Below are 24,391 nucleotides of genomic sequence, written 5' to 3' on the forward strand. Positions count from 1 at the left end.
CGGCAATTAGGATCGAGCACCGGCGCACCAGGCCGGCCGGAGGGAGAACCCGTGACCACCTCGAGTGTCGACCGCGCGTCGACTCAGGACGTCCCCGACGAAAACCGGTGGCCGGGGCTGGCCGCCCCGCCGCACTCCGCACTGCGCGCGCGGATCGCCGCGAGCCTGTTCCGCCGCGCGGTCCGCCCGCTCGACGTCCGGGTGACGTTCCCGGACGGGACGGTGCTGGGCAACGGCGGGCCGGAAGCGCCCGAGATGCGGATCCTGCGCCCGGAGGCCTTCTTCCACCGCCTCGGCGTCGACGCCAAGATCGGCTTCGGCGAGTCCTACATGGCGGGTGACTGGGTCGCGTCCGACCTGGCCGAGGTGCTGACGCCGTTCGCGGCGCGGATGGCCACGCTCGTGCCGCCGGTGCTGCAGAAGTTCCGGAAGATCGCCGAGCGCACCCAGCCGCCGTCCGAGGAGAACAGCCTCGAAGGCGCGCGGGCCAACATCCACCGGCACTACGACCTGTCGAACGACCTGTTCGGCACGTTCCTCGACGAGTCGATGATGTACTCCTCGGCGTTGTTCGGCCCGGCCGACGACCTCACCGCCGCCCAGCACCGCAAGATCGACAGCGTGCTGGACTACGCCGGGGTCCGCGCGGGCAGCGAGGTCCTCGAAATCGGTACCGGATGGGGTGAACTCGCAATCCGCGCCGCCGCGCGCGGCGCGACCGTCACGTCGCTCACCATCTCGGAGGAGCAGCGCGCGCTGGCCACCGAGCGCATCGTCGCGGCGGGCTTCGGCGACCGCGTCGAGGTGAAGCTGTGCGACTACCGCGAGTCGAGCGGGCAGTTCGACGCCGTGGTCAGCGTCGAGATGATCGAGGCCGTCGGCGCGTCCTACTGGCCGGCGTTCTACTCGACCATCGGCGAGCGGCTGCGCCCCGGCGGCCGGTTCGGGCTGCAGGCCATCACCATGGACCACGACCGGATGATGGCGTCGTCGCGCGCCTACACCTGGATCCACAAGTACATCTTCCCCGGCGGCATCATCCCGTCGGTGCGCTCGATCGAGGACGGCCTGGTGGAGAACACCCGGCTCAGGCTGGCCGGGATGCGCGAGTTCGGCCAGGACTACGCCCACACGCTACGGTTGTGGCGCGAACGGTTCCTGCACCGCTGGACCGACATCGCCGGGTTCGGGTTCGACGACGTCTTCCGCCGGATGTGGGAGTTCTACCTGGCCTATTCCGAGGCCGGGTTCCGCTCCGGCTACCTCAAGGTCCACCAGTTCGGTTACGAGGTGACCGACAAGTAACCTCCCGCGGCCAACCCGACCCCGGTGCCGCACGTCCTCCTTGCGAGGACGTGCGGTTGACTGACGAAGACACGTTTGTCCGAATCGGGATTGGGTGATGGGTGATGACGTACCGTGGCGATGACGGCGGCCGCCGGATGCCCCCGCCGCGGCCGCCCGCCGGCCGCTCCCGGGACCACCAGCGCGCGCAGATGATGCCGCTGCCCGGCCGGGGCCAGAGCCCCTACGACGAGCGCACCCGCCCGATGGGCACCCGCGAGCCGGAGTACATGCCGCCCCAGGGCCCGCCGCCGCGTCAGCAACCGCCGAACCGGGGTGAGGACTACCCGCCGTCACGGCCGCCGCGCCGGCGTCGCCGCTGGGGTTTCGGCCGGATCCTGCTGACGCTGCTGCTGGTGTTCGTGGTGTTCTTCGCCGGCATCTGGGTCTACCTGGAGTTCTCGATCAAGCGCGTCGACGCGCTGGCCGACTACGACGGCCGTCCGGTCGCCGCGGCCGGCACCAACTGGCTGATCGTCGGCTCGGACAGCCGTGAGGGCCTCACCACGGCCGACGAGGAGAACCTCGCCACGGGTGACGTCGCGGCCGCCGGCGGCCAGCGCACCGACACGATCATGGTCGCGCACCTGCCGGACAACTCCACGAAGCCGACGCTGCTCTCCCTGCCGCGCGACTCCCAGGTGAAGATCCCGGGCCACGGCACGAACAAGATCAACGCGGCGTTCTCGCTCGGCGGGCCGAAGCTGCTCGCGCAGACCGTCGAAGGCGCCACCGGCCTGCACATCGACCACTACGCGGAGATCGGCTTCGGCGGGTTCGCGAAGATCGTCGAAGCGATCGGCGGCGTCGAGATGTGCATCGACAAGGACATGAACGACACGGTGACGGGCATCAGCATCAAGGCCGGCTGCCCCCAGACCCTCGACGGCCGCGAGGCGCTGGGCTTCGTCCGGATGCGCCACAGCGACGCGACCCCGCGCTCGGACCTCGACCGCGTCGCCAACCAGCGCAAGTTCATCGGCGCGCTGGTCAGCCAGATCGCCAGCCCCGGCACGCTGCTCAACCCGTTCGACTTCTTCCCGCTGCTGTCCGCGGCGCCGGACGCGCTGACCATGGACTCCGGCGACCACGTGCACAACCTCGCCGGCCTGGCGATCGCGATGCGCGGCATCTCCTCCGGCGGCGTGGTGACCACGACGGTCCCGGTGACCAGCGGGTCGGCGGAGAACTGGGACAAGAACAAGTCGAAGCAGCTGTTCGACGCGCTGAAGAACGACACCGAGGTGCCCGATTCGGTCATCGTGAACTAAATGGCGCGCGCGGCGGGTCCCGGCCGGGGCACCATGGATCGATGGAGACCCCGGCCGAGACCTACCGCGACGGTGACCTGACGCTGACCCGCTGGCACCCCGGCGACCGCGATCTCTTGACCGCGCTCGTCAGCGGCTCCCTCGAGCAGCTGGGGCCGTGGCTGATCTGGGCGACCGGTGGCTACACGTCGGACGACTCCTCGGAGTTCCTCCGGCTGACCGCGAAGCGCTGGGAGAGCGCCGAAGCGTACGAGTACGCGGTCGGCGTCGACGGCGAGGTGGCGGGCGGCGTCGGCGTGATGACGCGCGACGGCGGTGCCGAGATCGGCTACTGGCTGGCCCGGGGCTGGACCGGCCGCGGCCTGATGACCCGGAGCGTCGCGCTGCTGACGGCGGAGGCGTTCCGCCTCGGCGCCGGCTACGTCGAGATCATGCACGACGAGCTGAACGCGCGCAGCCGGGCGTTGCCCGCCCGGCTGGGGTTCACGAAGGTGCGCGAGGAACCGGCGGAGAAGCCGCTGGCGCCGTCGTGCACCGGCACGAACCACGTGTGGCGGCTCGAGGCCTAGGAGACCTTGTTGCGCTCCCGCAGCACCTTCAGCGCCTGATCGGCGTGGACGGTGAAGTTCAGCTCGCTCTTGATCTTCTCGAGGATCCGGCGGTCCTCGCCGATCACGAAGGTCGCGCGCTTCGCGTGCAGGGGCAGGAGCCTGCGCCACACGCCGAACTGCTTGGCGACCTCACCCTCCACATCGGACAGCAGCGGGTAGTCGAAGTCGTTGGCCGCGGAGAACTGCCGCTGTTTGGTGACGCCGTCCGGGCTGATCCCGACCCGGTGCGCGCCGACCTCGGCGAACTCCGCGGCGAGGTCGCGGAAGTGGCAGCTCTCGGCGGTGCACCCGCCGGTCATCGCGGCCGGGTAGAAGAACAGCACCACCGGTCCGGTGGCCAGGAAGTCCGAGAGCTTGCGCTCCTGGCCCTGGTCGTCGGGCAGCGTGAAATCGGGGGCGAGGTCTCCGGCGTCCATGGAGGTCCCTTCTCGTCGGCGGCAGAACCCATCCTGCCCGTCCTTCGGAGCCGACGTACGACCGGCTTGGTCGAGATCCGCGTCAGGTGGCCGGGTGCCTCGCGATCAGCTCGTCCACCTCGTCGCCCGTGGCGGAGTCGTTGGCGAACTGGCCTCGGGCCGCCAGCACGCCCAGCTGGCGCAGCCGCGCCGCCTGTTCGTGGGTGCGGACGCCTTCCGCTCCCACGCGCAGCTGCAGCTCGCGGGCCCGGGTGACCAGCTGGGTCAGGTGGCGGATGTCGGACTCGGCCGGCTCCTCCGCGTCCAGGGCGTCGATCACCGGGCCCGACAGGATCACGTGCTTCACCGGCAGGCCGTGCTGGGGGATCAGCTCCAGGTCCGCCGAGCCCGAGATGGTCAGCACCAGCTGCGTGCCCAGGTCGGCCAGCACCGCGAACGAGTCCAGGACCTCGCCGCGCGGGTCGAGGACCGAGTCGCGGTCGGTGCACAGGCGCAACGCCGTCGCCGGCAGCTCGTGCTTGGTCAGCTGCTCGCGGACCAGCATCACCAGGTCCGGGTCGATGGCCAGCCGCGTCGGCAGGCGGACGCAGACGTCCGGTGCCGCGTCGCCCAGGCGGGTGCGCCAGCGGGCCGTGGCGGCCAGGGACTCGGCGAGCAGCCAGCGGCCGAGCGGGACCGTCATGCCCGTGGTCTGGGCCAGCGGGTAGAACTCCTCGGAGCCGAGCTCGCCCTTCTCCGGGTGGTTCCAGCGCAGCCCGGCGTTGACCGCGGCGATCCGGCCGGGGTCGGCGAGCTTCACCGTCGGCTGGTAGACCAGCGAGAACTCGCCGTTCTCCAGCGCGCCGGCGATCACCGCGCCCAGCTGGTAGCGGCCGCGGTCGCGCGCGTCCAGCTCCGGGTCGAACAGCATCCACTGCGCCTTGCCGGCCTCCTTGGCCCGGTGCAACGCGATCTCCGCGGCTCGCAACAGCTCCGCGGCCCCGTCTTCGACGGCCGCGCGCACCACGATGCCCGCGCTGGCGCTCACGCCGATGCCGTGCCCGCCGAGGTAGATCGGCTCGTTGAGGTCCTCCAGCGCGCGCTCGACCAGCTCGACGACCTCGGCGGCGGAGAGCTCGCCGCGCAGCAGCACCGCGAAGCCGTCGCCGGACAGCCGCGCGACGAACCCGTCGTGGTGGCCGGTGAACACGGCGGACAGCTTGCCCGCGACGCCGCGCAGCACCTGGTCGCCGACGCCGGCACCGAGGCCGTCGTTGACGACCTTGAAGCCGTCGACGTCGAGGTAGATCAGCGCGATGTCGTCACGCGCGCCGGCGCCGAGCGCCGCTTCGAGCTTGGTGGTGAACGACGACGCGTTCGGCAGCCCGGTGAGCGGGTCGTGGATGTTCTGGTGCACCAGCCGCTCCTGCAGCAGGTGCAGCTCGTTCGCGTCGGAGACCATCAGCACCGGGTACACCGAACCCGGCCGGTCGCCGGGCAGCCGGGCGAGCGTGACGTCGGTCCAGAGCTTGCCGTCGTCGACGTGGTCGAGCAGCATCCGCTCCCGGAAGCGCTCGACCCCGGTGTTCACGTGCTCCAGCCCGGCCTTGAGCCGGGAGACGTCGTGGCCGGTCGAGCCGAGCTCGGTGATGTGCCGGCCCCGCAACCGGTCCGGCGGGCACCCGAGCAGCTGCCCCAGCGCGAGGTTCGCCTCGACGATCCCGCCGTCCGGGTCGGCCAGCGCGATCCCCATCGGCGACGCGGCGTAGAGCGCGCTGAACCGCAGCAGCGCCCCGTCGTGCCCCGAGCTGACGTGGTCGACCGCGTCCGTCGCGACCCCGAGCAGGAGCTGTTCGAGCTCTTCCGGGGGAAGCGTTACTCCTTTGGTGTCGGCGAGCGTCGCCGCCCACCTGCGGGCCACGTCCACCAACCCTGGCGCGGCACCGGGCTCAGACACTCTCCACCTTCTTCACGCACAGGTCTGGCCAGTTCAGGCGCGGTGCCGGTGTTCGGGAACCCGCACGGGGTACCCATCGGCCGCGGCCGATGCCACGCCATCACGTGTGTAACGGGGTGTCTACCGGCTGAACGAGTGACAGACCTCCACGATTGGTGACATCGTGTCACCATGTGTATCGGTACCCGGACGGGTGGCGGGTCAGCGAGGGGTCAACCGCACCGGGAGACCGTCCGCGGGCACCGGTAGCGAGACGTAGTCCCAGCGCGCGGTGTAACTCTCCGGAACCGACCAGCGGTACGCCCGCAGCATCTCGTGCATCAGCAGCTTCACCTCGAGACCGCCGAAGTGGAGCCCGATGCACTTGTGCGCGCCGCCGCCGAAGGGCATCCACGCCATCCGGTGCGACTTGTCCTCGCGCCGCGGTTCGGCGAAGCGCTCGGGGTCGAAGCGGAACGGGTCGGTCCAGCACCCGGGGTCGAAGTGGTTCACCGTCGGCGAGACGCCGACGAGCGTGCCCTCCGGGATGTAGTGCCCGAGGACCTCGGTGTCCTTGACGGTCTGGCGGGTCAGCGACGGCACCGGCGCGACGAGCCGCAGCGCCTCCTTCATCACCAGGTCGAGCGTCTCCAGCCGGTCGATGGCGTCGATGTCGAGGACGTCGTCGCCCAGCGCCAGCGACTCCGCGCGCGCCCGCTCCTGCCACTCCGGGTGCTTGGCGAGGTAGTAGGCCATGGCGCTGCTGGTGATGGTCGTCGTGTCGTGCGCGGCCATCATCAGGAAGATCATGTGGTTGACGATGTCGGTGTCGGAGAACCGGTCGCCGTCCTCGGTGGTGGCGTGGCAGAGCGCGGCGAACAGGTCGTCGCCGTCGGCGGCCCGCTTGGCGGGCAGGGTCTCGCCGAAGTAGCGCTCCAGGACCTTCCGCCCGTGCAGCCCGGCCGACCAGCGGCCGCCGGGCACCGGGACGCGCACCAGCGCGGTGCCGGCCCGCACGGAGCTGACGAACGCGCGGTTGATCCGGTGCGAGTCGGCGCCGCTGCGCATGCCCATGAACACGCGCGTCGCGACGTCGAGGGTCAGCTGCTTGAGCGACCAGTACAGCCGCGGCCGCTCGCTCGTTCCCCAGGTCGCGACGCCTTCGCGCAGAGCCGGGCCCATCTCGTTGACGTAGCCGGTGAGCCGCGCCCGGGTGAAGGCCTCCTGCATGATCCGGCGGTGCAGGTGGTGCTCGCCGAAGTCCATCAGCATCAGGCCGCGCTCGAAGAACCGCTCGATGAAGAACTTCCAGCCCTCCTGCGAGAACGTCTTGTCCTTGTTGACGAGCGCGATCTGCGTCGCCTCCGGCCCGGACAGCGCGACGATCCGACGGCCGAACCCGCCGGTCCACGACACCGGGCCGTAGAGCTCGTGGCGGCGGAGGCCGAACGCGGGGCCGAAGCGCATCATCTCGAGCATGTGCCCGACCACGGGCGGGCCTTCGTCGCCGAGCACGGGCTTGAGGCCGCTGCCGGCGGGCGGCGTCGCGAGCTCCTGCACGGGCCAGCGCGACCGCAGCCACCGCTGGTCGACGGCGCGGGGGAGGGGCAGCGAGGTCAGCGGGGGCACGCGCTCACGCAACGTTTCGGCGGCCCGGCCCACAGTGCGCGTCAAGGTGACCATCTCCCCGTCGAGATCGGCTACCCCTCACACGATGCACCCTTGTTGACCACCTGACAACAGTCTTTTCGGGTGAGCCGTGAAGGCCTCCTTACCGGCGCTAAGAGCCGGTAAGGAGTCCTTCACGGCTTTGGAGCCGCGGTTCTGTCGGACCCCGCCGGTAAACTGGATGACGGGGGCGGCGGCCCGCGCCGAGCCTCAGCCCAGCTCGGTGCGCACCTGCCGGGCCGCTTCGACCAGGTTGCGCAGCGCCGGCTCGACCTCCGCGTAGCCGCGGGTCTTCAGGCCGCAGTCCGGGTTGACCCACACCCGCGACGCCGGCACCGCGCCCGTCGCCGTCCGCAGCAGGCCGGCCACCTCGGCCGGGGACGGCACGCGCGGCGAGTGGATGTCGTACACCCCAGGCCCGACGCCGCGGCCGAAGCCGGCCGCCGTCAGGTCGGCGAGCACCTCCATCTTCGAGCGGGCCGCCTCGATGCTGGTGACGTCGGCGTCGAGCGCGTCGATCGCCGGCAGCACCTCGCCGAACTCCGAGTAGCACATGTGCGTGTGGATCTGCGTCGCGTCGGCGATCCCGGACGTCGCCAGCCGGAACGACGACACCGCCCAGTCGAAGTACGCCTGGTGGTCGCGGGAACGCAGCGGCAGCAGCTCCCGCAGGGCCGGCTCGTCGACCTGGATGACCTGGATGCCCGCCGCTTCGAGGTCGTGGACCTCGTCGCGGATGGCCAGGGCGACCTGCCGGGCGGTGTCGCCCAGCGGCTGGTCGTCGCGCACGAACGACCACGCCAGGATCGTCACCGGCCCGGTCAGCATGCCCTTGACCGGCTTCGGCGTCAGGCCCTGGGCGTAGCGGGCCCACGCCACGGTCATCGGCACCGGGCGCGAGACGTCGCCGTAGAGGATCGGCGGCCGGACGCAGCGGGAGCCGTAGGACTGCACCCAGCCGTGGTCGGTCGCGGCGAACCCGGCCAGCCGCTCGGCGAAGTACTGCACCATGTCGTTGCGCTCGGGCTCGCCGTGCACCAGCACGTCGAGGCCCAGCTCCTCCTGCAGCCGGACGACCCGCTCGACCTCGGCGCGCATCGCGTCGTCGTACCCGGCGTCGTCGAGCGCGCCGGCCTTGTGCGCGGCCCGCGCCTTGCGCACCTCCACGGTCTGCGGGAACGACCCGATGGTCGTGCTCGGCAGCGGCGGCAGGTTCAGCGCCGCCTGCTGCGCCGCGGCCCGTGTGGCGTACGGCGCGCGGACGGTGTGCTCGGGCCGCAGGTCCGCGAGCCGCGCGCGCACCTTGTCGTCGGCCAGCTCGGCCGCCGACGCGCGATCGGCGACGACGTGCCGCGCCGCCGTCAGGTCGACGTCCTCGCCCGCGAGCGCCTTCCCGAGCAGGACGACCTCGTCGACCTTCTGCTTCGCGAAGGCGAGCCAGCCCTTGAGCCGCGGGTCGAGGTCCTCCCGTGCGACGTCGTAGGGGACGTGCAGCAGCGAGCACGACGTCGAGACGCTGACCTTCGCCGCCGCGCCGAGCAGGGTCGCGGCCCGGCTCAGCGCCTTCTGCGGGTCGGTGCGCCAGACGTTGCGGCCGTCGACGACCCCGGCCAGGACCTCCTTGTCCCGCAACGCCCCTTCGGCCGCGACGGCGTCCACAAAGGACTCATCAGTGACCAGGTCGACGGCGAGCGCCTCGATGGGGGAGCGGGCCAGCACGCCGAGCCCGCGGCCCAGGCCGCCGAAGTAGCCCGCGACCAGCAGCTTCGGCCGCGCGGTCTCCTTGCCCAGCCGGTGGTAGGCGCGGATGAGCGCGTTCAGCTCGTCTTCTGAGCGGTCACCGGCGAACGCCGGCTCGTCGAGCTGGACCCACTCGACGCCCTCGTCGTGCAGCTGCCGCAGCAGGTCGGCGTACGCGTCGAGCAGGCCGTCGAGCAGGTCCAGCGGCCGGAATCCGTCGTCGCCCTTGCTCAGCAGCAGGAACGTCACCGGCCCGACCAGCACGGGCCGCGTTTCGACGCCCAGGGCGCGGGCTTCGCGGTACTCGTCCAGGGGCTTGGAGCCGGTGAGCGCGAACGTCGTGCCCGGGCCCAGTTCGGGGACGATGTAGTGGTAGTTCGTGTCGAACCACTTCGTCATCTCCATCGCCGGGGCGTCCTGGACGCCGCGGGCGGCCGCGAAGTAGGTGTCGAGCTTCGACAGGCCGAGCCCGGTGAAGCGCGCGGGCAGCGCGCCGAACAGCTCGGCGGTGTCGAGCACCTGGTCGTAGTGCGAGAACGTGTTGGACGGGACGGAGTCCAGCCCCGCGTCCCGCAGTCCTTGCCACGTCTGAACCCGCAGCTCACGGCCGGTGGCCAGCAGTGCGGCTTCGTCGTTCTTGCCCGCCCAGAAGCGCTCGAGGGCGCGTTTGAGCTCCCGGTCCGGACCGATCCGGGGGTAGCCCAGCACAGTGGTGCCGATTTCGGTCACAGCTCTCTCCTCGCGAGCTCGTTCGAGGAGTCCGGACGCGCGCGGCGGCGAGCGTTTCGGTGCGTGCCCATCCCACGAGGCCCGGACTCGCGCACGCCGTCGGCGCACGCACCACGGGCAGGTCTTCGGACTCGTGGGCGTACCGCTCGTGCCTACCGGCCGTCGCTTCCCAAGCTCGCGCTCAGTGCTTACATGACGGCTTTCGTTCCCACTCACCGCTGCGGGGCAGTCCCGGATTCACACCGGGTTCCCTGTTGCCTCGACAGGGTGTGACCTCACGCACAACAAAGCTCGGCCACGCCCTGGCGAACCAGTGGCGTGGCCGAGCCTAGCCGGAGAACTCAGTCCCAGTCGAGGGCGCCGCCCGACTGGTACTCGATGACGCGGGTTTCGAAGAAGTTCTTCTCCTTCTTCAGGTCCATCGCCTCGGACATCCACGGGAACGGGTTCTCGGTCTCGCCGAAGATCGGCTGGATGCCGATCTGCTGCGCGCGCCGGTCGGTGATGAAGTGCATGTACTGCTCGCACAGCTGCGCCGACAGGCCGAGCATCCCGCGCGGCATGGTGTCACGCGCGTACGCGACCTCCAGCTCGCAAGCGTCCTTCAGCATCCCGCGCACCTCTTCCTGGAACTCTTCGGTCCACAGGTGCGGGTTCTCGATCTTGATCTGGTTGATGCAGTCGATGCCGAAGTTCAGGTGGATCGACTCGTCGCGCAGGATGTACTGGTACTGCTCGGCGATGCCGACCATCTTGTTGCGGCGGCCGAGCGAGAGGATCTGCGCGAAGCCGGTGTAGAACCACATGCCCTCGAAGATCACGTAGAACGCGACGAGGTCACGCAGGAACGCCGTGTCGGCTTCCGGCGTCCCGGTCTCGAAGTCCGGGTCCTCCAGGTGCTGCGTGTACTTCAGCGCCCACGCGTCCTTGTCCGAAATGGACGGAACCTCGCGGTACATGTTGAACAGCTCGCCCTCGACCAGGCCGAGGCTCTCGCAGATGTACTGGAAGGTGTGCGTGTGCACGGCTTCCTCGAACGCCTGGCGCAGCAGGTACTGGCGGCACTCGGGGTTGGTGATCTGGCGGTACACCGCGAGCACGATGTTGTTGGCCACCAAGGACTCCGCGGTCGCGAAGAAGCCGAGGTTGCGCTTCAGCATCTGCCGCTCGTCCTCGGTGAGGCCGTCGGTCGACTTCCACAGCGCGATGTCGGCCTGCATGGCGACCTCGGTCGGCATCCAGTGGTTGTTGCAGCCGGCCAGGTACTTGTCCCACGCCCACCGGTACTTCATCGGCAGCAGCTGGTTGACGTCGGCGCGCGCGTTGATCATGCGCTTGTCGTCGACGTTGATCCGGGCCGCCCCGACCTCGATCTCACCGAGGCCGGTGACGCCGGTCGTCTCCACGTTGGTCATGTTCTCGGGTTCCTTACTGGCAGGCTTCGCAGTCGGGGTCGTCGATGCGGCAGGCGGCGCCTTCGGTGGTGACGAAGTCGACGTCCGTCTTCGGCAGCTCCTTCGGCTCCGGCTTGGCGGCCGGGGCGGTCACCGGGACCGCCGGGACGGCCGCGGCCGGCGAGGGCGCCGGGGCCGGGGCCGGGGTGGCCGCCGGAGCCGCCGGGGCAGCGGCGGGAGCCGCGGTGGCGGCGGCCGTGCCGGCCGAGACGGCGTTCAGCTTGCCGTCGGTGCCGCGCAGGGTGCTCTTCTCCACGTGCGTCGCGGACTGCGCCCGCAGGTAGTACGTGGTCTTGAGGCCCTTGTGCCACGCGTAGCGGTACAGCTCGTCGAGCTTGCGGCCGCTCGGCGCCGCGATGTACAGGTTCAGCGACTGCGCCTGGTCGATCCACTTCTGGCGCACCGAACCGGCGTCGACGATCCACTTCGACTCGATCTCGAACGCCGTGGCGTAGAGCGCCTTCAGGTCGTCCGGCACCCGGTCGATCTTGCCGAGGCTGCCGTCGAAGTACTTGAGGTCGCTGACCATGACCTCGTCCCACAGCCCGCGCTCCTTGAGCGAGCGGACCAGGTGCGGGTTGACGACGGTGAAGTCGCCGGACATGTTCGACTTGACGAACAGGTTCTGGAACAGCGGCTCGATCGACTGGCCGACACCCGAGATGTTGGAGATCGTCGCGGTCGGCGCGATCGCCATCACGTTGGAGTTGCGCATGCCGACGGTCTTGACGCGCTCGCGCAGCGGCGCCCAGTCGAGCGTGGTGGAGGTGTCGACGTCGAGGCCGTCACCGCGGCGGGCGTCGATGAGCAGCTGCAGCGAGTCGATCGGCAGGATGCCCTTGCTCCACAGCGATCCCTCGAACGACTGGTACTGGCCGCGCTCCTCGGCGAGGTCGGTCGAGGCCGAGATCGCGTAGTAGGAGAGGTGCTCCATGGAGACGTCGGCGAACTTCACGGCGTCGGCGGAGGCGAACGGGACGCCGATCTCGAACAGCGCGTCCTGGAAGCCCATGATGCCCAGGCCGACCGGGCGGTGACGCAGGTTGGAGCGGCGCGCCTCCGGGATCGTGTAGAAGTTGATGTCGATCACGTTGTCCAGCATGCGGACGGCCGTGCGCACGGTCTTCTCGAGGCGCTGGGTGTCCAGGCCCTCGGGGGTGACGTGCTTGAGCAGGTTGACCGAACCGAGGTTGCAGACCGCGACCTCTTCGCTGTTGGTGTTCAGCGTGATCTCGGTGCACAGGTTCGACGAGTGCACGACGCCGACGTGCTGCTGCGGCGAGCGCAGGTTGCACGGGTCCTTGAACGTGATCCACGGGTGGCCGGTCTCGAACAGCATGGTGAGCATCCGGCGCCACAGCTCGACCGCGCGGATCTTGCGGAACACCTTGATCTCGCCGCGCTCGGCCATCGCCTCGTACTCGGCGTAGCGCTGCGAGAACGCGTTGCCGTAGAGGTCGTGCAGGTCCGGGGTCTCGTTCGGCGAGAACAGCGTCCACTGCGCGTCGGCCTCGACGCGGCGCAGGAACTCGTCCGGCACCCAGTTGGCCGTGTTCATGTCGTGCGTGCGGCGGCGGTCGTCACCGGTGTTCTTGCGCAGGTCGAGGAACTCCTCGATGTCCACGTGCCAGGTCTCGAGGTACGCGCAGGCCGCGCCCTTGCGCTTGCCGCCCTGGTTCACCGCGACGGCGGTGTCGTTGGCGATCTTGAGGAACGGCACGACGCCCTGGGACTGGCCGTTGGTGCCCTTGATGTGCGCGCCGAGGCCGCGGACCGGGGTCCAGTCGTTGCCGAGGCCGCCCGAGTACTTAGCCAGCAGCGCGTTGTTCTTGTACGCCTGGAAGATCGAGTCCAGGTCGTCGTCCACCGTGGTGAGGAAGCAGGACGACAGCTGCGCGCGGGTGGTGCCCGAGTTGAACAGCGTCGGCGTCGAGGCCATGAAGTGGAACGTCGAGAGCAGCTCGTAGAACTCGATGGCGCGGGCTTCGCGGTCGTCCTCGCGGATCGCCAGGCCCATCGCGACGCGCATGAAGAACGCCTGCGGCAGCTCGAAGCGGACGCCGTTGTGGTGCTGGAAGTACCGGTCGTACAGCGTCTGCAGGCCGAGGAAGCCGAAGTCGAGGTCACGCTTGGCCTCGATGGCCGCGGTGATCTTGTCCAGGTCGAAGGAGAGCAGCTCGCCGTCGACCAGCTCCAGCTCGACCGCGCGGCGCAGGTAGTCGCGGAAGTACGCGGGGTACTCGCCGGCCATCTCGTCCTGGCTGGCCAGACGCGGCTTCTTCGCGAGGTAGCTCAGGGCCTCGCCGCGCAGCTTGTCCAGCAGCAGCCGGGCGCTGACGTAGGAGTAGTTCGGCTCCTGCTCGACCAGCACGCGGGCGGCCATGATCTGGGCCAGGGCGAGCTCGTCGGCGCTGATGCCGTCGTAGAGGTTGCGCTTGGCCTCGGCCAGCACCGGCTCGGCGGTGACGTCGTCGAGCCCGGCGACGGCCTCGCCCACGACGTGGGACACGCGGGCCCAGTCGAGCGGACGCAGCACGCCGTCGACGCCCTTGACGCTCAGCGTGGCCTCGGCGGGCGTCGTGGGCTCGGTCGCCTTGCGGGCCTTGCTGTGCTCCTCGCGGTAGAGGACGTAGGCGCGGGCGACCTTGTGGTGCTCGCCGCGCATCAGCGCGAGCTCGACGATGTCCTGGATCTGCTCGATGTGCAGCGCGGTCTCGGGACCGGCGTGGCGCAGCAGGGTGGTCTCGACCTGCTCGGTGAGCTCGGCGACGACGTGGTGCACGCGGGAGGACGCGGCGGCGTCGCCGCCCTCGACCGCGAGGAACGCCTTCGTCAGCGCGACCGAGATCTTCCCGGCGTCGAACGGCGACACGCTGCCGTCCCGCCGGATGACCCGGATCGCGGTGGGGCTGGAGTCGGCGGCGGCGGGCGGCCGCTGACCGGTTTCGACTGACATGCGTGTCTCCAAATTTGGACGCGTTGGATCGCCACAGGGTCTCATGAGGCCATGTGCTGCAAGTTCTTCGAAGCTGCCCGGCAGTACTCTGCAGCGGTCTCCCCGTCGCTGGGCGTTGCCGGTCCACAGAGACTACATGTAGGGGTTGGAGGCTGCACGTGCCCCAATGGGTGGCGTGTCGCGGTCTCACCCTCGCGGGTTACGCGGTCACCGAGAGGTGCTGCTCAGGCCCCGGAACAGGGAGTTCGGAGGCCGGTTCGAGCCTCGACCGGGGCGGCCTGGAGCGCCCGACACGCCGCTCGGCCGGGCGGAACGTGGGACGGTGGCCCGGCTGAGCTTGATCGGGTGGCGCGAGAGGGCACGCCGGAAGACGGTCAGGAGCCGAAGCGCAATTCGGACGCGGGGAGTTCGAGGCTCGTCACCGGGCGTCGCGAAGCGAGGTAGCCCAGCGGTCCGGTCGGGTTGAAGCTCCAGTCCGCCGACGCCGGACGCGGGCGGACCTTCGCGCCGACCGGCGTCCGCAGGAGACCGTCTCGCTCCTGGACGACGTCGAACGACGTCGGCAGCCGCACCGGCAAGCCGGCGCGGCCCTTGAACGCCGCCGTCGCTATCCAGTCGTCCGCGGTGGCCGCCGTGGCCGTGAAGGTGCGGCCGCTCGTGAAGTCCAGCGTGGCCAGGTCCTTCGGGATTGCCCACAGATCGCGGCCGCCGTGGAGGGAGACCTCGCTGTCGACCCAGATCTCGGTGATCGAGCACGACACCCGGCGCCCCTTGACCGCCACCGCCGCCAGCAGCTCGTGGTAGGCGAGCCGGCCGGGTGGCGTGTAGTCGATCCACGCCGTGAACACGGACGCGTGCCCGGCGATCACCAGCGGCTCGGCGGGCACCGCGGGCAGGTCCGCCACCGGGACGCGCCAGATCGACACGCGCGCGTCCGCGACGAGGTGCCAGGGCTGCGGCGGGTAGGCGGTCATGCGTCCAGCCAGGGGAGGTAGTCAGGCAGGTCCTTGTCGACGCGCAGGCCCCACGACGGCGGCCGTTTCTGCAGGAACGACATGACCCCTTCGACGGCGTCCGCGTTCGTGCCCAGGCCGCCGATCAGCCGCGAGTCCAGTTCGTGCACCGGGAACGGCGAGTCGGCGCTCGCCATCCGGTAGAGCAGCTGCCGGGTGACCGCGACGGACACCGGCGCGGTGTTCGCGATCAGCTCGCGGGCCAGCTCGTACGCCTCGTCGAGCACCGTCCCGGTCGGGAAAACCTTGTGCACCAAGCCTTTCGCGAGGGCCTCGGCGGCGGGGAAGACGCGGCCGCTGATCATCCAGTCGAGTGCGGTGCCCATGCCGACGAGCCGGGGGAGGAACCAGGCCGACGCGCCTTCGGGGTAGATGCCGCGGCGGGTGAAGACGAAGCCGAACCGCGAGTCCTCGGAGGCGAGCCGGTAGTCGCAGGGGAGCGTGATCGTGCTGCCGGCGCCGACGGCCGCACCCTGCAGCGCCGCGATCACCGGCTTGTTCATCGTGAAGATCCGCTTCGAGCAGCGGCCGGCGGGTTCCTGCCACGCCGCGTCCGGCCCGGTCGCCGGGTCGAAGTCGAAACCGCCCTGGGACAGGTCGGCGCCGACGCAGAAGTCCGGGCCCGCGCCGGTCAGCACCACCACGCGGACGTCCTCGTCGCGGTCGGCGCGGTCCATCGCCGCGCCGAGCTCGTCGGCCATCCGGATCGTGTAGCCGTTGCGCGCCTCGGGGCGGTTCAGCGTCACCGTGGCGATCCGGTCCGCGACGGCGTAGGTGGTCTCGGCCATGGCGATGAAACTAAGGCAGACCGACACTACTGGCAAGATGTCAATAGTGTCTCCGCAGCGTCCGGGGTGAAACAATCAGGCGTGCTTGATTTTTATCGAGGCCGGTGCCACGCTGGGCGGCAGTACGCAAGGAGGCGGCGATGGCGGACCTCGGCGTGATCCTCGGGGATCTCGACGCGGAATCACGGACACTCGACGACGTGGTGGCGGACCTGCCCGCGTCCGGCTGGGCGCGCGCGACGCCGGCGGAGGGGTGGACCGTCGCGCACCAGATCGTGCACCTGACCTGGACCGACGGGAAGGCCCTGATCGCCACGGCCCATCCGGAGGACTGGCAGGCCGAGGTCGAAAGCCTGCTCACCGTCGGCGAGCACTACGTCGACGAAGCCGCGGCCGAAGGCGCCGACCTGTCACCGGAGGAGCTGCTCGACCGCTGGCGCGCCGGGCGGGCGCGGCTGGCCGAGGCCCTCGCCGCGGTGCCGGACGGGCAGAAGCTGCCCTGGTACGGCCCGCCGATGAGCGCGGCCTCGATGGTGACCGCGCGGCTGATGGAGACCTGGGCGCACGGCCAGGACGTCTACGACGCGCTCGGCCTGCGCCGCGAGCCCACCGCGCGGCTCTGGCACATCGCCCGCTTCGGCACGCGGACCCGCGACTTCGCCTACCTGCTCAACTCGCTCGCCCCGCCGACCGAGGAGTTCCGGGTCGAGCTGGCCGCGCCGGACGGCACCACCTGGACGTTCGGGCCCGAGGACGCCGAGCAGCGGCTCACCGGCAGCGCCGTGGACTTCTGCCTGGTCGTCACCCAGCGGCGGCACCCGGCCGACACCGACCTCGTGGCGCAGGGCCCCGACGTCGAGGAGTGGCTGACCGTCGCGCAAGCGTTTGCCGGGCCTCCGGGGTCGGGTCGGGAAGCGGGGCAGTTCGCATGACCGCGCTGCGGATCGGGAACGCGTCCGGGTTCTACGGCGACCGCTTCTCCGCCGTGCGCGAGATGCTCACCGGCGGGCCCTTGGACGTCCTGACCGGCGACTACCTGGCCGAGCTGACCATGCTCATCCTCGGCCGCGACCGGCTGAAGGACGCGAACCGCGGGTACGCCAAGACGTTCCTCCGTCAGATGGAGGAGAACCTCGAGCTGGCGAAGGAAAACGGCGTCAAGATCGTGGCCAACGCGGGCGGGCTCAACCCCGCCGGGCTGGCCGGCGCGCTGCGCGAGCTGGCCGACAAGCTCGGTGTCGACGTCAAGATCGCGCACGTCGAAGGCGACGACCTGGTCGCCCGCGCCGACGAGCTGGATCTCGGGAAACCCCTGACGGCCAACGCTTATCTCGGCGCGTGGGGCATCGCGGAGTGCCTGAACGCGGGCGCCGACGTCGTCGTCACCGGGCGCGTCACCGACGCCTCGGTGATCGTCGGGCCGGCCGCCGCGCACTTCGGCTGGGGCCGTGACGACTACGACGCGCTCGCCGGCGCCGTCGCCGCCGGGCACGTCATCGAGTGCGGCGCCCAGGCCACCGGCGGCAACTACGCCTTCTTCACCGAGCACGCCCTGGGCCTGCCGGGCTTCCCGATCGCCGAGATCGAGGCCGACGGCTCCAGCGTGATCACCAAGCACCCGGGCACCGGCGGCGTGGTGACCACCGGCACGGTCACCGCCCAGCTGCTCTACGAGATCACCGGCGCCCGCTACGCCGGCCCGGACGTCACCACGCGGTTCGACACGCTCTCGGTGAGCCAGGACGGACCCGACCGCGTGCGGATCTCCGGCGTCCGCGGCGAGGCGCCGCCGCCGACGCTCAAGGTCGCGCTGAACAAGCTCGGCGGGTTCCGCAACGAGACGACGTTCGTCCTCACCGGACTCGACATCGACGCGAAAGCCGCGCTGGTGAAGGAACAGCTCGAAGGCGCGCTGAAGGACCGGCCGCCCGCCGACGTCAAATGGACGCTGGCGCGGACCGACCACGTCGACGCCGACACCGAGCAGACCGCGAGCGCGCTGCTGCACGTCGCCGTCAAGGACGCGGATCCGAAGGTCGCCGGCCGCGCGTTCACGAGCGCCGCGGTCGAGCTAGCGCTGGCCAGCTACCCCGGCTTCCACGTCACCGCCCCGCCGTCGGACGCCTCGCCGTACGGCGTCTACACGGCGGCCTACGTGGACGCCGGGAAGGTGCCGCACGTCGCCGTGCTGCCGGACGGGATGCGGGTCGACATAGCGCCTTCGGCGTCCACTGTGGAACTGTCCGATGTGGACGATCCCGAGCTGCCCGAACCGCTCGACCACGGGCCGGTGCGGCGGGCGCCGCTCGGCAGCGTCATCGGCGCGCGCAGCGGCGACAAGGGCGGCAACGCCAACCTCGGCGTCTGGGTGCGGTCCGACGAGGCCTGGCGGTGGCTCGTGCACCGGCTGACCGTCGCCGAGTTCAAGCTGCTGCTGCCCGAGACCGCCGACCTGCCGGTGACGCGCCACCTGCTGCCGAACCTGCGGGCGGTGAACTTCGTCGTCGAAGGCATCCTCGGGCAGGGCGTCGCGTCGCAGGCCCGGTTCGACCCGCAGGCCAAGGCCTTCGGCGAGTGGCTGCGGTCCCGCGAAATCGACATCCCCGAGGTGCTCCTGTGACCGATCCTTTTAGGACGCCCGAGCGGGCCGAGCTGCGCAAGACCGTGCGCCGGTTCGTCGAGCAGGAGGTCCTGCCGCACCTCGACGACTGGGAACGCGCCGGTGAGCTGCCGCGTGACCTGCACCGCACGGCCGGCGACCTGGGCCTGCTCGGCGTCGCGTTCCCCGAGGAGATCGGCGGCGGGGACGGCAACTACCTCGACGCGCTCGTCGTCGCCGAGGAGATGCACTACGCCGGCGGGTCCGGCGGGCTGTTCGCGTCGCTGTTCACCTGCGGCATCGCTGTCCCGCACATCGCCGAGGCGAACGACCCCGTGCAGATCGAGCGCTGGGTGCGCCCGACCCTGGCCGGGGACAAGATCGGCTCGCTGGCCGTCACCGAGCCGGACGGCGGCTCCGACGTCGCCGGGATCCGGACCACCGCCGTCCGCGAGGGCGACGAGTACGTCATCAACGGCGCCAAGACGTACATCACGTCCGGCTGCCGCGCCGACTTCGTGACGACCGTCGTGCGGACCGGCGGCGAGGGTGCTCACGGGTTGTCACTGATCGTCGTCGAGCGCGGCACGCCCGGGTTCACCGTGTCGCGCAAGCTCGAGAAGATGGGCTGGCTCTGCTCCGACACCGCCGAACTGTCCTACGTGGACGTCCGGGTGCCGGTCGAGAACCTCGTCGGCGCCGAGAACAGCGGGTTCGCCCAGGTGGCCACCCAGTTCGTCACCGAACGGCTTTCCCTTGCGGTGCAGGCGTATGCGCACGCCCAGCGCGCGCTCGACCTGACGCTCGACTGGTGCCGGCTGCGCGAGACGTTCGGCCGGCCGCTGATCTCGCGGCAGCTCGTGCAGCACAAGCTCACCGAGATGGCGCGCAAGACCGACGTCGCGCGCACCTACGCCCGGCAGACCGCGATCCGGCACGTGTCGGGTGAAGAGGTCATCGCCGAGGCCTGTTTCGCCAAGAACACCGCCGTCGAGGCCGCCGAGTGGGTGGTCAACGAGGCCGTCCAGCTGCACGGCGGGCTCGGCTACATGCGCGAGGCCGAGGTGGAGCGGCACTACCGCGACGTCCGGATCCTCGGCATCGGCGGCGGCACCAACGAGATCCTCACCGGCTTGGCCGCGAAGCGATTGGGATACACCTCATGACCACCCTGAGGTCCACAGTGGACACGCGGGCCGCCGAGTTCGGCGCCAACCGCGAGGCGATGCTGGAGAAGCTCGCCGAGATCGACACCGAGCAGGCCAAGGCCGTGGCCGGCGGCGGTGACAAGTACGTCGAACGGCACCGCAAGCGCGGCAAGCTGCTCGCCCGCGAGCGGATCGAGCTGCTGCTCGACGAGGACTCGCCGTTCCTGGAGCTCTCGCCGCTGGCCGCGTGGGGCAGCGACTACCGCGTCGGCGCCAGTCTCGTCACCGGCATCGGTGTGGTCGAAGGCGTCGAGTGCCTGGTCTCGGCCAGCGACCCGACGGTCAAGGGCGGCGCGAGCAACCCGTGGACGGCCAAGAAGTCCTACCGGGCGGCGGACATCGCCGCGCAGAACCGGCTGCCGACGATCAACCTCGTCGAGTCCGGCGGTGCGGACCTGCCGACGCAGAAGGAGATCTTCATCCCGGGCGGCCGGATCTTCCGGGACATCACGCGCGCCTCGGCCGCGGGCTGCCCGACGGTCGCGCTGGTGTTTGGCAACTCGACCGCCGGCGGCGCGTACCTGCCGGGCATGTCGGACTACGTCGTGATGGTCAAGGAACGCGCGAAGGTGTTCCTCGGCGGCCCGCCGCTGGTCAAGATGGCCACCGGTGAGGAGTCCGACGACGAGTCGCTAGGCGGCGCCGAGATGCACGCGCGGACCTCGGGCCTGGCCGACTACCTCGCTGTCGACGAGCAGGACGCGATCCGCCTGGGCCGCAGCATCATCAAGCGGCTCAACTGGACCAAGCAGGGGCCGACGCCGAAGCCGGAGTACGCCGAGCCGGTGTACGACGCCGAGGACCTGCTCGGCATCGTGCCGACCGACCTGAAGGTGCCGTTCGACCCGCGCGAGGTGATCGCCCGCGTCGTCGACGGCTCCGACTTCGACGAGTTCAAGCCGCTCTACGGGCCGAGCCTGGTGACGGGCTGGGCGAACATCCACGGCTACCCGGTCGGCGTGCTGGCCAACGCGCAGGGCGTGCTGTTCGGCGAGGAGTCGCAGAAGGCCGCGCAGTTCATCCAGCTGGCCAACCAGATCCACACGCCGCTGGTCTTCCTGCACAACACCACCGGCTACATGGTCGGCAAGGAGTACGAGCAGAGCGGCATCATCAAGCACGGCGCGATGATGATCAACGCCGTGTCGAACTCGAAGGTGCCGCACCTGTCCGTCCTCATGGGAGCGTCCTACGGCGCCGGGCACTACGGGATGTGCGGCCGGGCCTACGACCCCCGCTTCCTGTTCGCCTGGCCGAGTGCGAAGTCCGCGGTGATGGGCCCGGCGCAGCTGGCCGGCGTGCTGTCCATCGTGGCCCGCGCGGCCACCGAGGCGCGTGGCCAGGTGTACAGCGAGGAGAACGACAAGGCCATGCGCGCCATGGTGGAAGGCCAGATCGAAGCCGAGTCGATGCCGATGTTCCTCTCCGGCATGCTCTACGACGACGGCATCATCGACCCGCGCGACACCCGCACCGTGCTGGGGCTGAGCCTGTCCGCGATCCACAATGGACCAGTGAAGGGCGCCGAAGGCTTCGGCGTCTTCCGGATGTGAGTGAGCGATGATCCAGAACCTGCTGGTCGCCAACCGCGGCGAGATCGCCCGCCGCGTCTTCCGCAGCTGTCGCGACGCCGGGATCGGCACGGTCGCCGTGTTCTCCGACGCCGATGCCGCCGCACCCCACGCGCTGGAAGCCGACGCGGCCGTCCGGCTGCCCGGCAACGCGCCGTCCGAGACGTACCTGCGCGCCGAGCTGCTGGTCAAGGCCGCCGCGGACACCGGCGCCGACGCCGTCCACCCTGGTTACGGCTTCCTGTCCGAGAACGCCGCGTTCGCCCGCGCCGTGCTCGACGCCGGGCTGACCTGGGTCGGGCCGCCGCCGGAGGCCATCGAGACCATGGGCTCCAAGGTGGAGTCCAAGCGGCTGATGGCCGCCGCGGGTGTGCCCGTGCTGTCCGAACTGGACCCGGCTTCGGTGACCGACGCGGATCTTCCGTTGCTGGTCAAGGCGTCCGCCGGGGGTGGTGGCCGCGGGATGCGCGTGGTCCGCTCCCTCGACGAGCTGGCCGAGGCCGTGGAAGGCGCGAGCGCGGAGGCCGCGTCCGCGTTCGGCGACCCGACCGTGTTCTGCGAGCGGTACCTGGAGACCGGGCGGCACATCGAGGTCCAGGTCATGGCCGACCGGCACGGCACGGTGTGGGCGGTGGGGGAGCGGGAGTGCTCGATCCAGCGCCGGCACCAGAAGGTCGTCGAGGAAGCGCCGTCGCCGTTCGTCGACGACGCCCTGCGCGCGGAGCTGTTCGACGCCGCGCGCAAGGCGGCCCAGGCGATCGACTACGTCGGCGCGGGCACCGTCGAGTTCCTCGCCGGGCCGGACGGGCGGTTCTACTTCCTGGAGATGAACACCCGGCTGCAGGTCGAGCACCCGGTCACCGAGAACGTCACGGGCCTGGACCTGGTGGCGCTGCAGCTGCGCGTCGCCGACGGGGAACGGCTGCCCGCCGATCCGCCGCCGACCGTCGGGCACTCCATCGAGGTCCGGCTCTACGCCGAGGACCCGGCCGCGAACTGGCAGCCGCAGAGCGGCACGCTGCACACGTTCGACGTGCCCGATGTGGACCGTTCCTTCACCCACGGACCAGGGCTGCGGCTGGATTCCGGGTTCATCAGCGGCTCGGTCGTCGGCGTCCACTACGACCCGATGCTGGCCAAGGTGATCACCTGGGCGCCGACCCGCGCCGAGGCCGCGCGACGGCTCGCCAAGGCCCTGGCGGCGACGAAGATCCACGGCGTCGTCACCAACCGCGACCTGCTGGTCACCATCCTGCGGCACGACGCCTTCCTGGCCGGGGAGACCGACACGGCGTTCTTCGATCGGCACGGCCTCGACACGCTGGCCGCGCCATTGGCCACTGTGGACACCGAGCGCCTGTCCGCGTTGGCCGCCGCGCTGGCGGAAGCCGCGACGAACCGGGCGTCGGCGACGACACAGGGGCGGTTGCCGAGTGGCTGGCGCAACGTCCGTTCCGCCGGGCAGCGCAAGGTCTTCTCGATCGGCGACCGCGAGTACGAGGTCGTCTACACGCTCGGCCGGGACGGGCTGCGCGCCGTGGGATACGACGCCGAGCTGGTCGGCGCCGAGCCCGGCCGGGTCGTCCTGGACGTCGCCGGCGTGCGGCGCACCTTCGGCGTCGCCCGGCACGACGGCGTGTCCTATGTGGACTCTGCGCTCGGTTCGGTCGCGCTGACGGCGGCACCGCGGTTCGCCGACCCGGACGCGGCGCTGGCGGCGGGCTCGCTGGTGGCGCCGATGCCGGGCACCGTCGTCCGGCTCGCCGTGCAGGCCGGGGATCCGGTCAAGGCGGGCGATCCGCTGCTGTGGCTCGAAGCGATGAAGATGGAACACCGGATTGCGGCGCCCGCGGACGGCGTGGTGACGGAGCTGCCGGTGACAGTGGGACAGCAGGTCGAAGTGGGCACGATCCTTGCGGTGGTAGGAGAAGAAGCATGAACGCGATGAACTTCATCGAGCCCGAGGAGCGGATCGCGCTCCGCAAGGCCGTCGCCGAGCTGGGCACCAAGTACGGCCACGAGTACTACGCCAAGAAGGCCCGCGCCGGCGAGAAGACCCACGAGCTGTGGGACGAGGCCGGCCGCCTGGGCTACCTCGGCGTCAACATCCCCGAGGAGTACGGCGGCGGGGGCGCGGGCATCGCCGACCTCGCCGCGGTGCTCGAAGAGCTGGCCGCCGCGGGCTCGCCGTTGCTGCTCATGGTCGTCTCGCCGGCGATCTGCGGCACCGTGATCTCGCGTTTCGGCACCGAAGAGCAGAAGAAGCAGTGGCTGCCGGGCATCGCCGACGGCAGCAAGCGGATGGTCTTCGCCATCACCGAGCCGGACGCCGGGTCGAACTCGCACAAGATCACCACCACCGCCAAGCGCGACGGCGACGGCTGGGTCCTCAGTGGACGCAAGGTCTACATCTCCGGCGTCGACGAGGCGGACGCGGTGCTCGTCGTCGGCCGGATGGAGGACTCGAAGACCGGCCGGCTCAAGCCCGCGCTGTTCATCCTCCCGACGGGCACGGCCGGGTTCGAGTACACCGTGATCCCGATGGACATCGTCGCGCCGGAGAACCAGTTCTCGCTGTTCCTCGACGACGTCAAGCTCCCGGCCGAGGCGCTCGTCGGCGAGGAGGACGCGGCGATCGCGCAGCTGTTCGCCGGCCTCAACCCGGAACGCATCATGGGCGCGTCGTTCTCCCTCGGCATCGCCCGGTACGCGCTGGCCAAGGCCGTCTCCTACGCGAACCAGCGGCAGGTCTGGGGCACGCCGATCGGTGCCCACCAGGGCCTCGCGCACCCACTGTCGGAGATCAAGATCGAGCTGGAACTGGCCAAGCTGATGACCCAGAAGGCCGCCTCGCTCTACGACTCGGGCGACGACTTCGGCGCGGGGGAGTCGGCCAACATGGCCAAGTACGCCGCCGCCGAGGTCGCCATCCGCGCCACCGACCAGGCCGTGCAGACCCACGGCGGCAACGGCCTGGCCACCGAGTACGGCCTCGGCACGCTGGTCACCGCCGTCCGGCTGGGCCGGATCGCCCCGGTCAGCCGCGAGATGGTGCTCAACTTCGTCGGCCAGCACAGCCTCGGCCTGCCCAAGTCCTACTAGGAGGGC

17 protein-coding genes and 1 riboswitch are annotated in these 24,391 nt (G+C 70.6%); of the genes, 9 read left to right on the forward strand and 8 right to left on the reverse strand.

Going from position 1 to position 24,391, the window contains the following annotated elements; genetic code table 11:
* The first annotated feature begins 51 nt into the window (after positions 1–51).
* The 3 genes from MUY22_RS27560 (at position 52) to MUY22_RS27570 (ending at position 3,184) form a co-directional block, all read left to right on the forward strand.
* Positions 52–1,305 carry a cyclopropane-fatty-acyl-phospholipid synthase family protein gene (locus MUY22_RS27560; RefSeq protein ID WP_247049243.1) on the forward strand — a complete coding sequence of 418 codons (1,254 nt, stop codon included), beginning with the start codon at positions 52–54 and terminating at the stop codon, positions 1,303–1,305.
* 104 nt (positions 1,306–1,409) lie between these two features.
* On the forward strand, positions 1,410–2,615 hold the full coding sequence (locus MUY22_RS27565; RefSeq protein WP_247049244.1) for an LCP family protein: 1,206 nt from the start codon (positions 1,410–1,412) through the stop codon (positions 2,613–2,615).
* Positions 2,616–2,656: 41 nt separating this feature from the next.
* Positions 2,657–3,184, forward strand: a complete 528-nt coding sequence (locus tag MUY22_RS27570; protein ID WP_247049245.1) for a GNAT family N-acetyltransferase — start codon at positions 2,657–2,659, stop codon at positions 3,182–3,184.
* Here the strand turns inward: MUY22_RS27570 and MUY22_RS27575 are convergent.
* The 8 genes from MUY22_RS27575 to MUY22_RS27610 all read right to left on the reverse strand — a co-directional run bounded on the left by MUY22_RS27575 (position 3,181) and on the right by MUY22_RS27610 (position 15,905).
* Positions 3,181–3,642 (reverse strand): peroxiredoxin, encoded by a 462-nt coding sequence (locus MUY22_RS27575; RefSeq protein ID WP_247049246.1) that lies wholly within the window; start codon positions 3,640–3,642, stop codon positions 3,181–3,183. The two genes, MUY22_RS27570 and MUY22_RS27575, sit on opposite strands and share 4 nt — an antisense overlap.
* A gap of 82 nt (positions 3,643–3,724) precedes the next feature.
* Positions 3,725–5,542, reverse strand: coding sequence for a diguanylate cyclase domain-containing protein (locus tag MUY22_RS27580; protein WP_247049247.1), 1,818 nt, complete (start codon positions 5,540–5,542; stop codon positions 3,725–3,727).
* A gap of 237 nt (positions 5,543–5,779) precedes the next feature.
* Positions 5,780–7,240 carry a cytochrome P450 gene (locus MUY22_RS27585; protein ID WP_247049248.1) on the reverse strand — a complete coding sequence of 487 codons (1,461 nt, stop codon included), beginning with the start codon at positions 7,238–7,240 and terminating at the stop codon, positions 5,780–5,782.
* Positions 7,241–7,435: 195 nt separating this feature from the next.
* The gene (metE, locus tag MUY22_RS27590) at positions 7,436–9,694 is read right to left on the reverse strand and encodes a 5-methyltetrahydropteroyltriglutamate--homocysteine S-methyltransferase (protein ID WP_247049249.1); all 2,259 of its coding nucleotides are present in this window, start codon (positions 9,692–9,694) and stop codon (positions 7,436–7,438) included.
* Positions 9,695–9,792: 98 nt separating this feature from the next.
* Positions 9,793–9,987: riboswitch (cobalamin riboswitch) on the reverse strand.
* 48 nt (positions 9,988–10,035) lie between these two features.
* Positions 10,036–11,109, reverse strand: a complete 1,074-nt coding sequence (locus MUY22_RS27595; RefSeq protein WP_247049250.1) for a ribonucleotide-diphosphate reductase subunit beta — start codon at positions 11,107–11,109, stop codon at positions 10,036–10,038.
* A gap of 13 nt (positions 11,110–11,122) precedes the next feature.
* On the reverse strand, positions 11,123–14,104 hold the full coding sequence (locus tag MUY22_RS27600) for a ribonucleoside-diphosphate reductase subunit alpha (protein ID WP_247049251.1): 2,982 nt from the start codon (positions 14,102–14,104) through the stop codon (positions 11,123–11,125).
* A gap of 374 nt (positions 14,105–14,478) precedes the next feature.
* On the reverse strand, positions 14,479–15,078 hold the full coding sequence (locus MUY22_RS27605) for an acetoacetate decarboxylase family protein (protein ID WP_247049252.1): 600 nt from the start codon (positions 15,076–15,078) through the stop codon (positions 14,479–14,481).
* Positions 15,075–15,905, reverse strand: a complete 831-nt coding sequence (locus tag MUY22_RS27610; protein WP_247049253.1) for an enoyl-CoA hydratase-related protein — start codon at positions 15,903–15,905, stop codon at positions 15,075–15,077. Before MUY22_RS27610 ends, MUY22_RS27605 begins: the two co-directional genes overlap by 4 nt.
* 140 nt (positions 15,906–16,045) lie before the next feature.
* On the opposite strand from MUY22_RS27610, the gene MUY22_RS27615 reads away from it, so the two are divergent.
* The 6 genes from MUY22_RS27615 to MUY22_RS27640 are packed head-to-tail and all read left to right on the forward strand — an operon-like array spanning position 16,046 to position 24,385.
* The gene (locus MUY22_RS27615) at positions 16,046–16,837 is read left to right on the forward strand and encodes a TIGR03084 family metal-binding protein (RefSeq protein ID WP_247049254.1); all 792 of its coding nucleotides are present in this window, start codon (positions 16,046–16,048) and stop codon (positions 16,835–16,837) included.
* Complete coding sequence (locus tag MUY22_RS27620; RefSeq protein WP_247049255.1) at positions 16,834–18,525, forward strand: acyclic terpene utilization AtuA family protein; 1,692 nt, start codon at positions 16,834–16,836, stop codon at positions 18,523–18,525. The genes MUY22_RS27615 and MUY22_RS27620 overlap by 4 nt, the downstream gene beginning before the upstream one ends.
* Complete coding sequence (locus MUY22_RS27625; RefSeq protein WP_247049256.1) at positions 18,522–19,670, forward strand: acyl-CoA dehydrogenase family protein; 1,149 nt, start codon at positions 18,522–18,524, stop codon at positions 19,668–19,670. Before MUY22_RS27620 ends, MUY22_RS27625 begins: the two co-directional genes overlap by 4 nt.
* Positions 19,667–21,265: an acyl-CoA carboxylase subunit beta gene (locus tag MUY22_RS27630; protein WP_247049257.1), complete on the forward strand. Its 1,599-nt coding sequence runs from the start codon at positions 19,667–19,669 to the stop codon at positions 21,263–21,265. The genes MUY22_RS27625 and MUY22_RS27630 overlap by 4 nt, the downstream gene beginning before the upstream one ends.
* Before the next feature lie 7 nt (positions 21,266–21,272).
* Positions 21,273–23,222 carry a biotin carboxylase N-terminal domain-containing protein gene (locus tag MUY22_RS27635; RefSeq protein ID WP_247049258.1) on the forward strand — a complete coding sequence of 650 codons (1,950 nt, stop codon included), beginning with the start codon at positions 21,273–21,275 and terminating at the stop codon, positions 23,220–23,222.
* Entirely contained in the window at positions 23,219–24,385 is a 1,167-nt protein-coding gene (locus MUY22_RS27640; RefSeq protein WP_247049259.1) for an acyl-CoA dehydrogenase family protein, read from the forward strand. Before MUY22_RS27635 ends, MUY22_RS27640 begins: the two co-directional genes overlap by 4 nt.
* Positions 24,386–24,391: the final 6 nt, after the last annotated feature.

It is taken from the genome of Amycolatopsis sp. WQ 127309 (assembly GCF_023023025.1).
Taxonomy (GTDB): Bacteria; Actinomycetota; Actinomycetes; order Mycobacteriales; family Pseudonocardiaceae; genus Amycolatopsis.

Excerpts from the sequence above, each read along its gene's own strand:
- MUY22_RS27565 (WP_247049244.1), top strand. The coding sequence starts at position 1,410 with ATGACGTACCGTGGCGATGACGGCGGCCGCCGGATGCCCCCGCCGCGG.
- MUY22_RS27570 (WP_247049245.1), top strand. The coding sequence starts at position 2,657 with ATGGAGACCCCGGCCGAGACCTACCGCGACGGTGACCTGACGCTGACC.
- MUY22_RS27575 (WP_247049246.1), bottom strand. The coding sequence starts at position 3,642 with ATGGACGCCGGAGACCTCGCCCCCGATTTCACGCTGCCCGACGACCAG.
- MUY22_RS27585 (WP_247049248.1), bottom strand. The coding sequence starts at position 7,240 with ATGGTCACCTTGACGCGCACTGTGGGCCGGGCCGCCGAAACGTTGCGT.
- MUY22_RS27595 (WP_247049250.1), bottom strand. The coding sequence starts at position 11,109 with ATGACCAACGTGGAGACGACCGGCGTCACCGGCCTCGGTGAGATCGAG.
- MUY22_RS27600 (WP_247049251.1), bottom strand. The coding sequence starts at position 14,104 with ATGTCAGTCGAAACCGGTCAGCGGCCGCCCGCCGCCGCCGACTCCAGC.
- MUY22_RS27605 (WP_247049252.1), bottom strand. The coding sequence starts at position 15,078 with ATGACCGCCTACCCGCCGCAGCCCTGGCACCTCGTCGCGGACGCGCGC.
- MUY22_RS27610 (WP_247049253.1), bottom strand. The coding sequence starts at position 15,905 with ATGGCCGAGACCACCTACGCCGTCGCGGACCGGATCGCCACGGTGACG.
- MUY22_RS27615 (WP_247049254.1), top strand. The coding sequence starts at position 16,046 with ATGGCGGACCTCGGCGTGATCCTCGGGGATCTCGACGCGGAATCACGG.
- MUY22_RS27620 (WP_247049255.1), top strand. The coding sequence starts at position 16,834 with ATGACCGCGCTGCGGATCGGGAACGCGTCCGGGTTCTACGGCGACCGC.
- MUY22_RS27630 (WP_247049257.1), top strand. The coding sequence starts at position 19,667 with ATGACCACCCTGAGGTCCACAGTGGACACGCGGGCCGCCGAGTTCGGC.
- MUY22_RS27635 (WP_247049258.1), top strand. The coding sequence starts at position 21,273 with ATGATCCAGAACCTGCTGGTCGCCAACCGCGGCGAGATCGCCCGCCGC.
- MUY22_RS27640 (WP_247049259.1), top strand. The coding sequence starts at position 23,219 with ATGAACGCGATGAACTTCATCGAGCCCGAGGAGCGGATCGCGCTCCGC.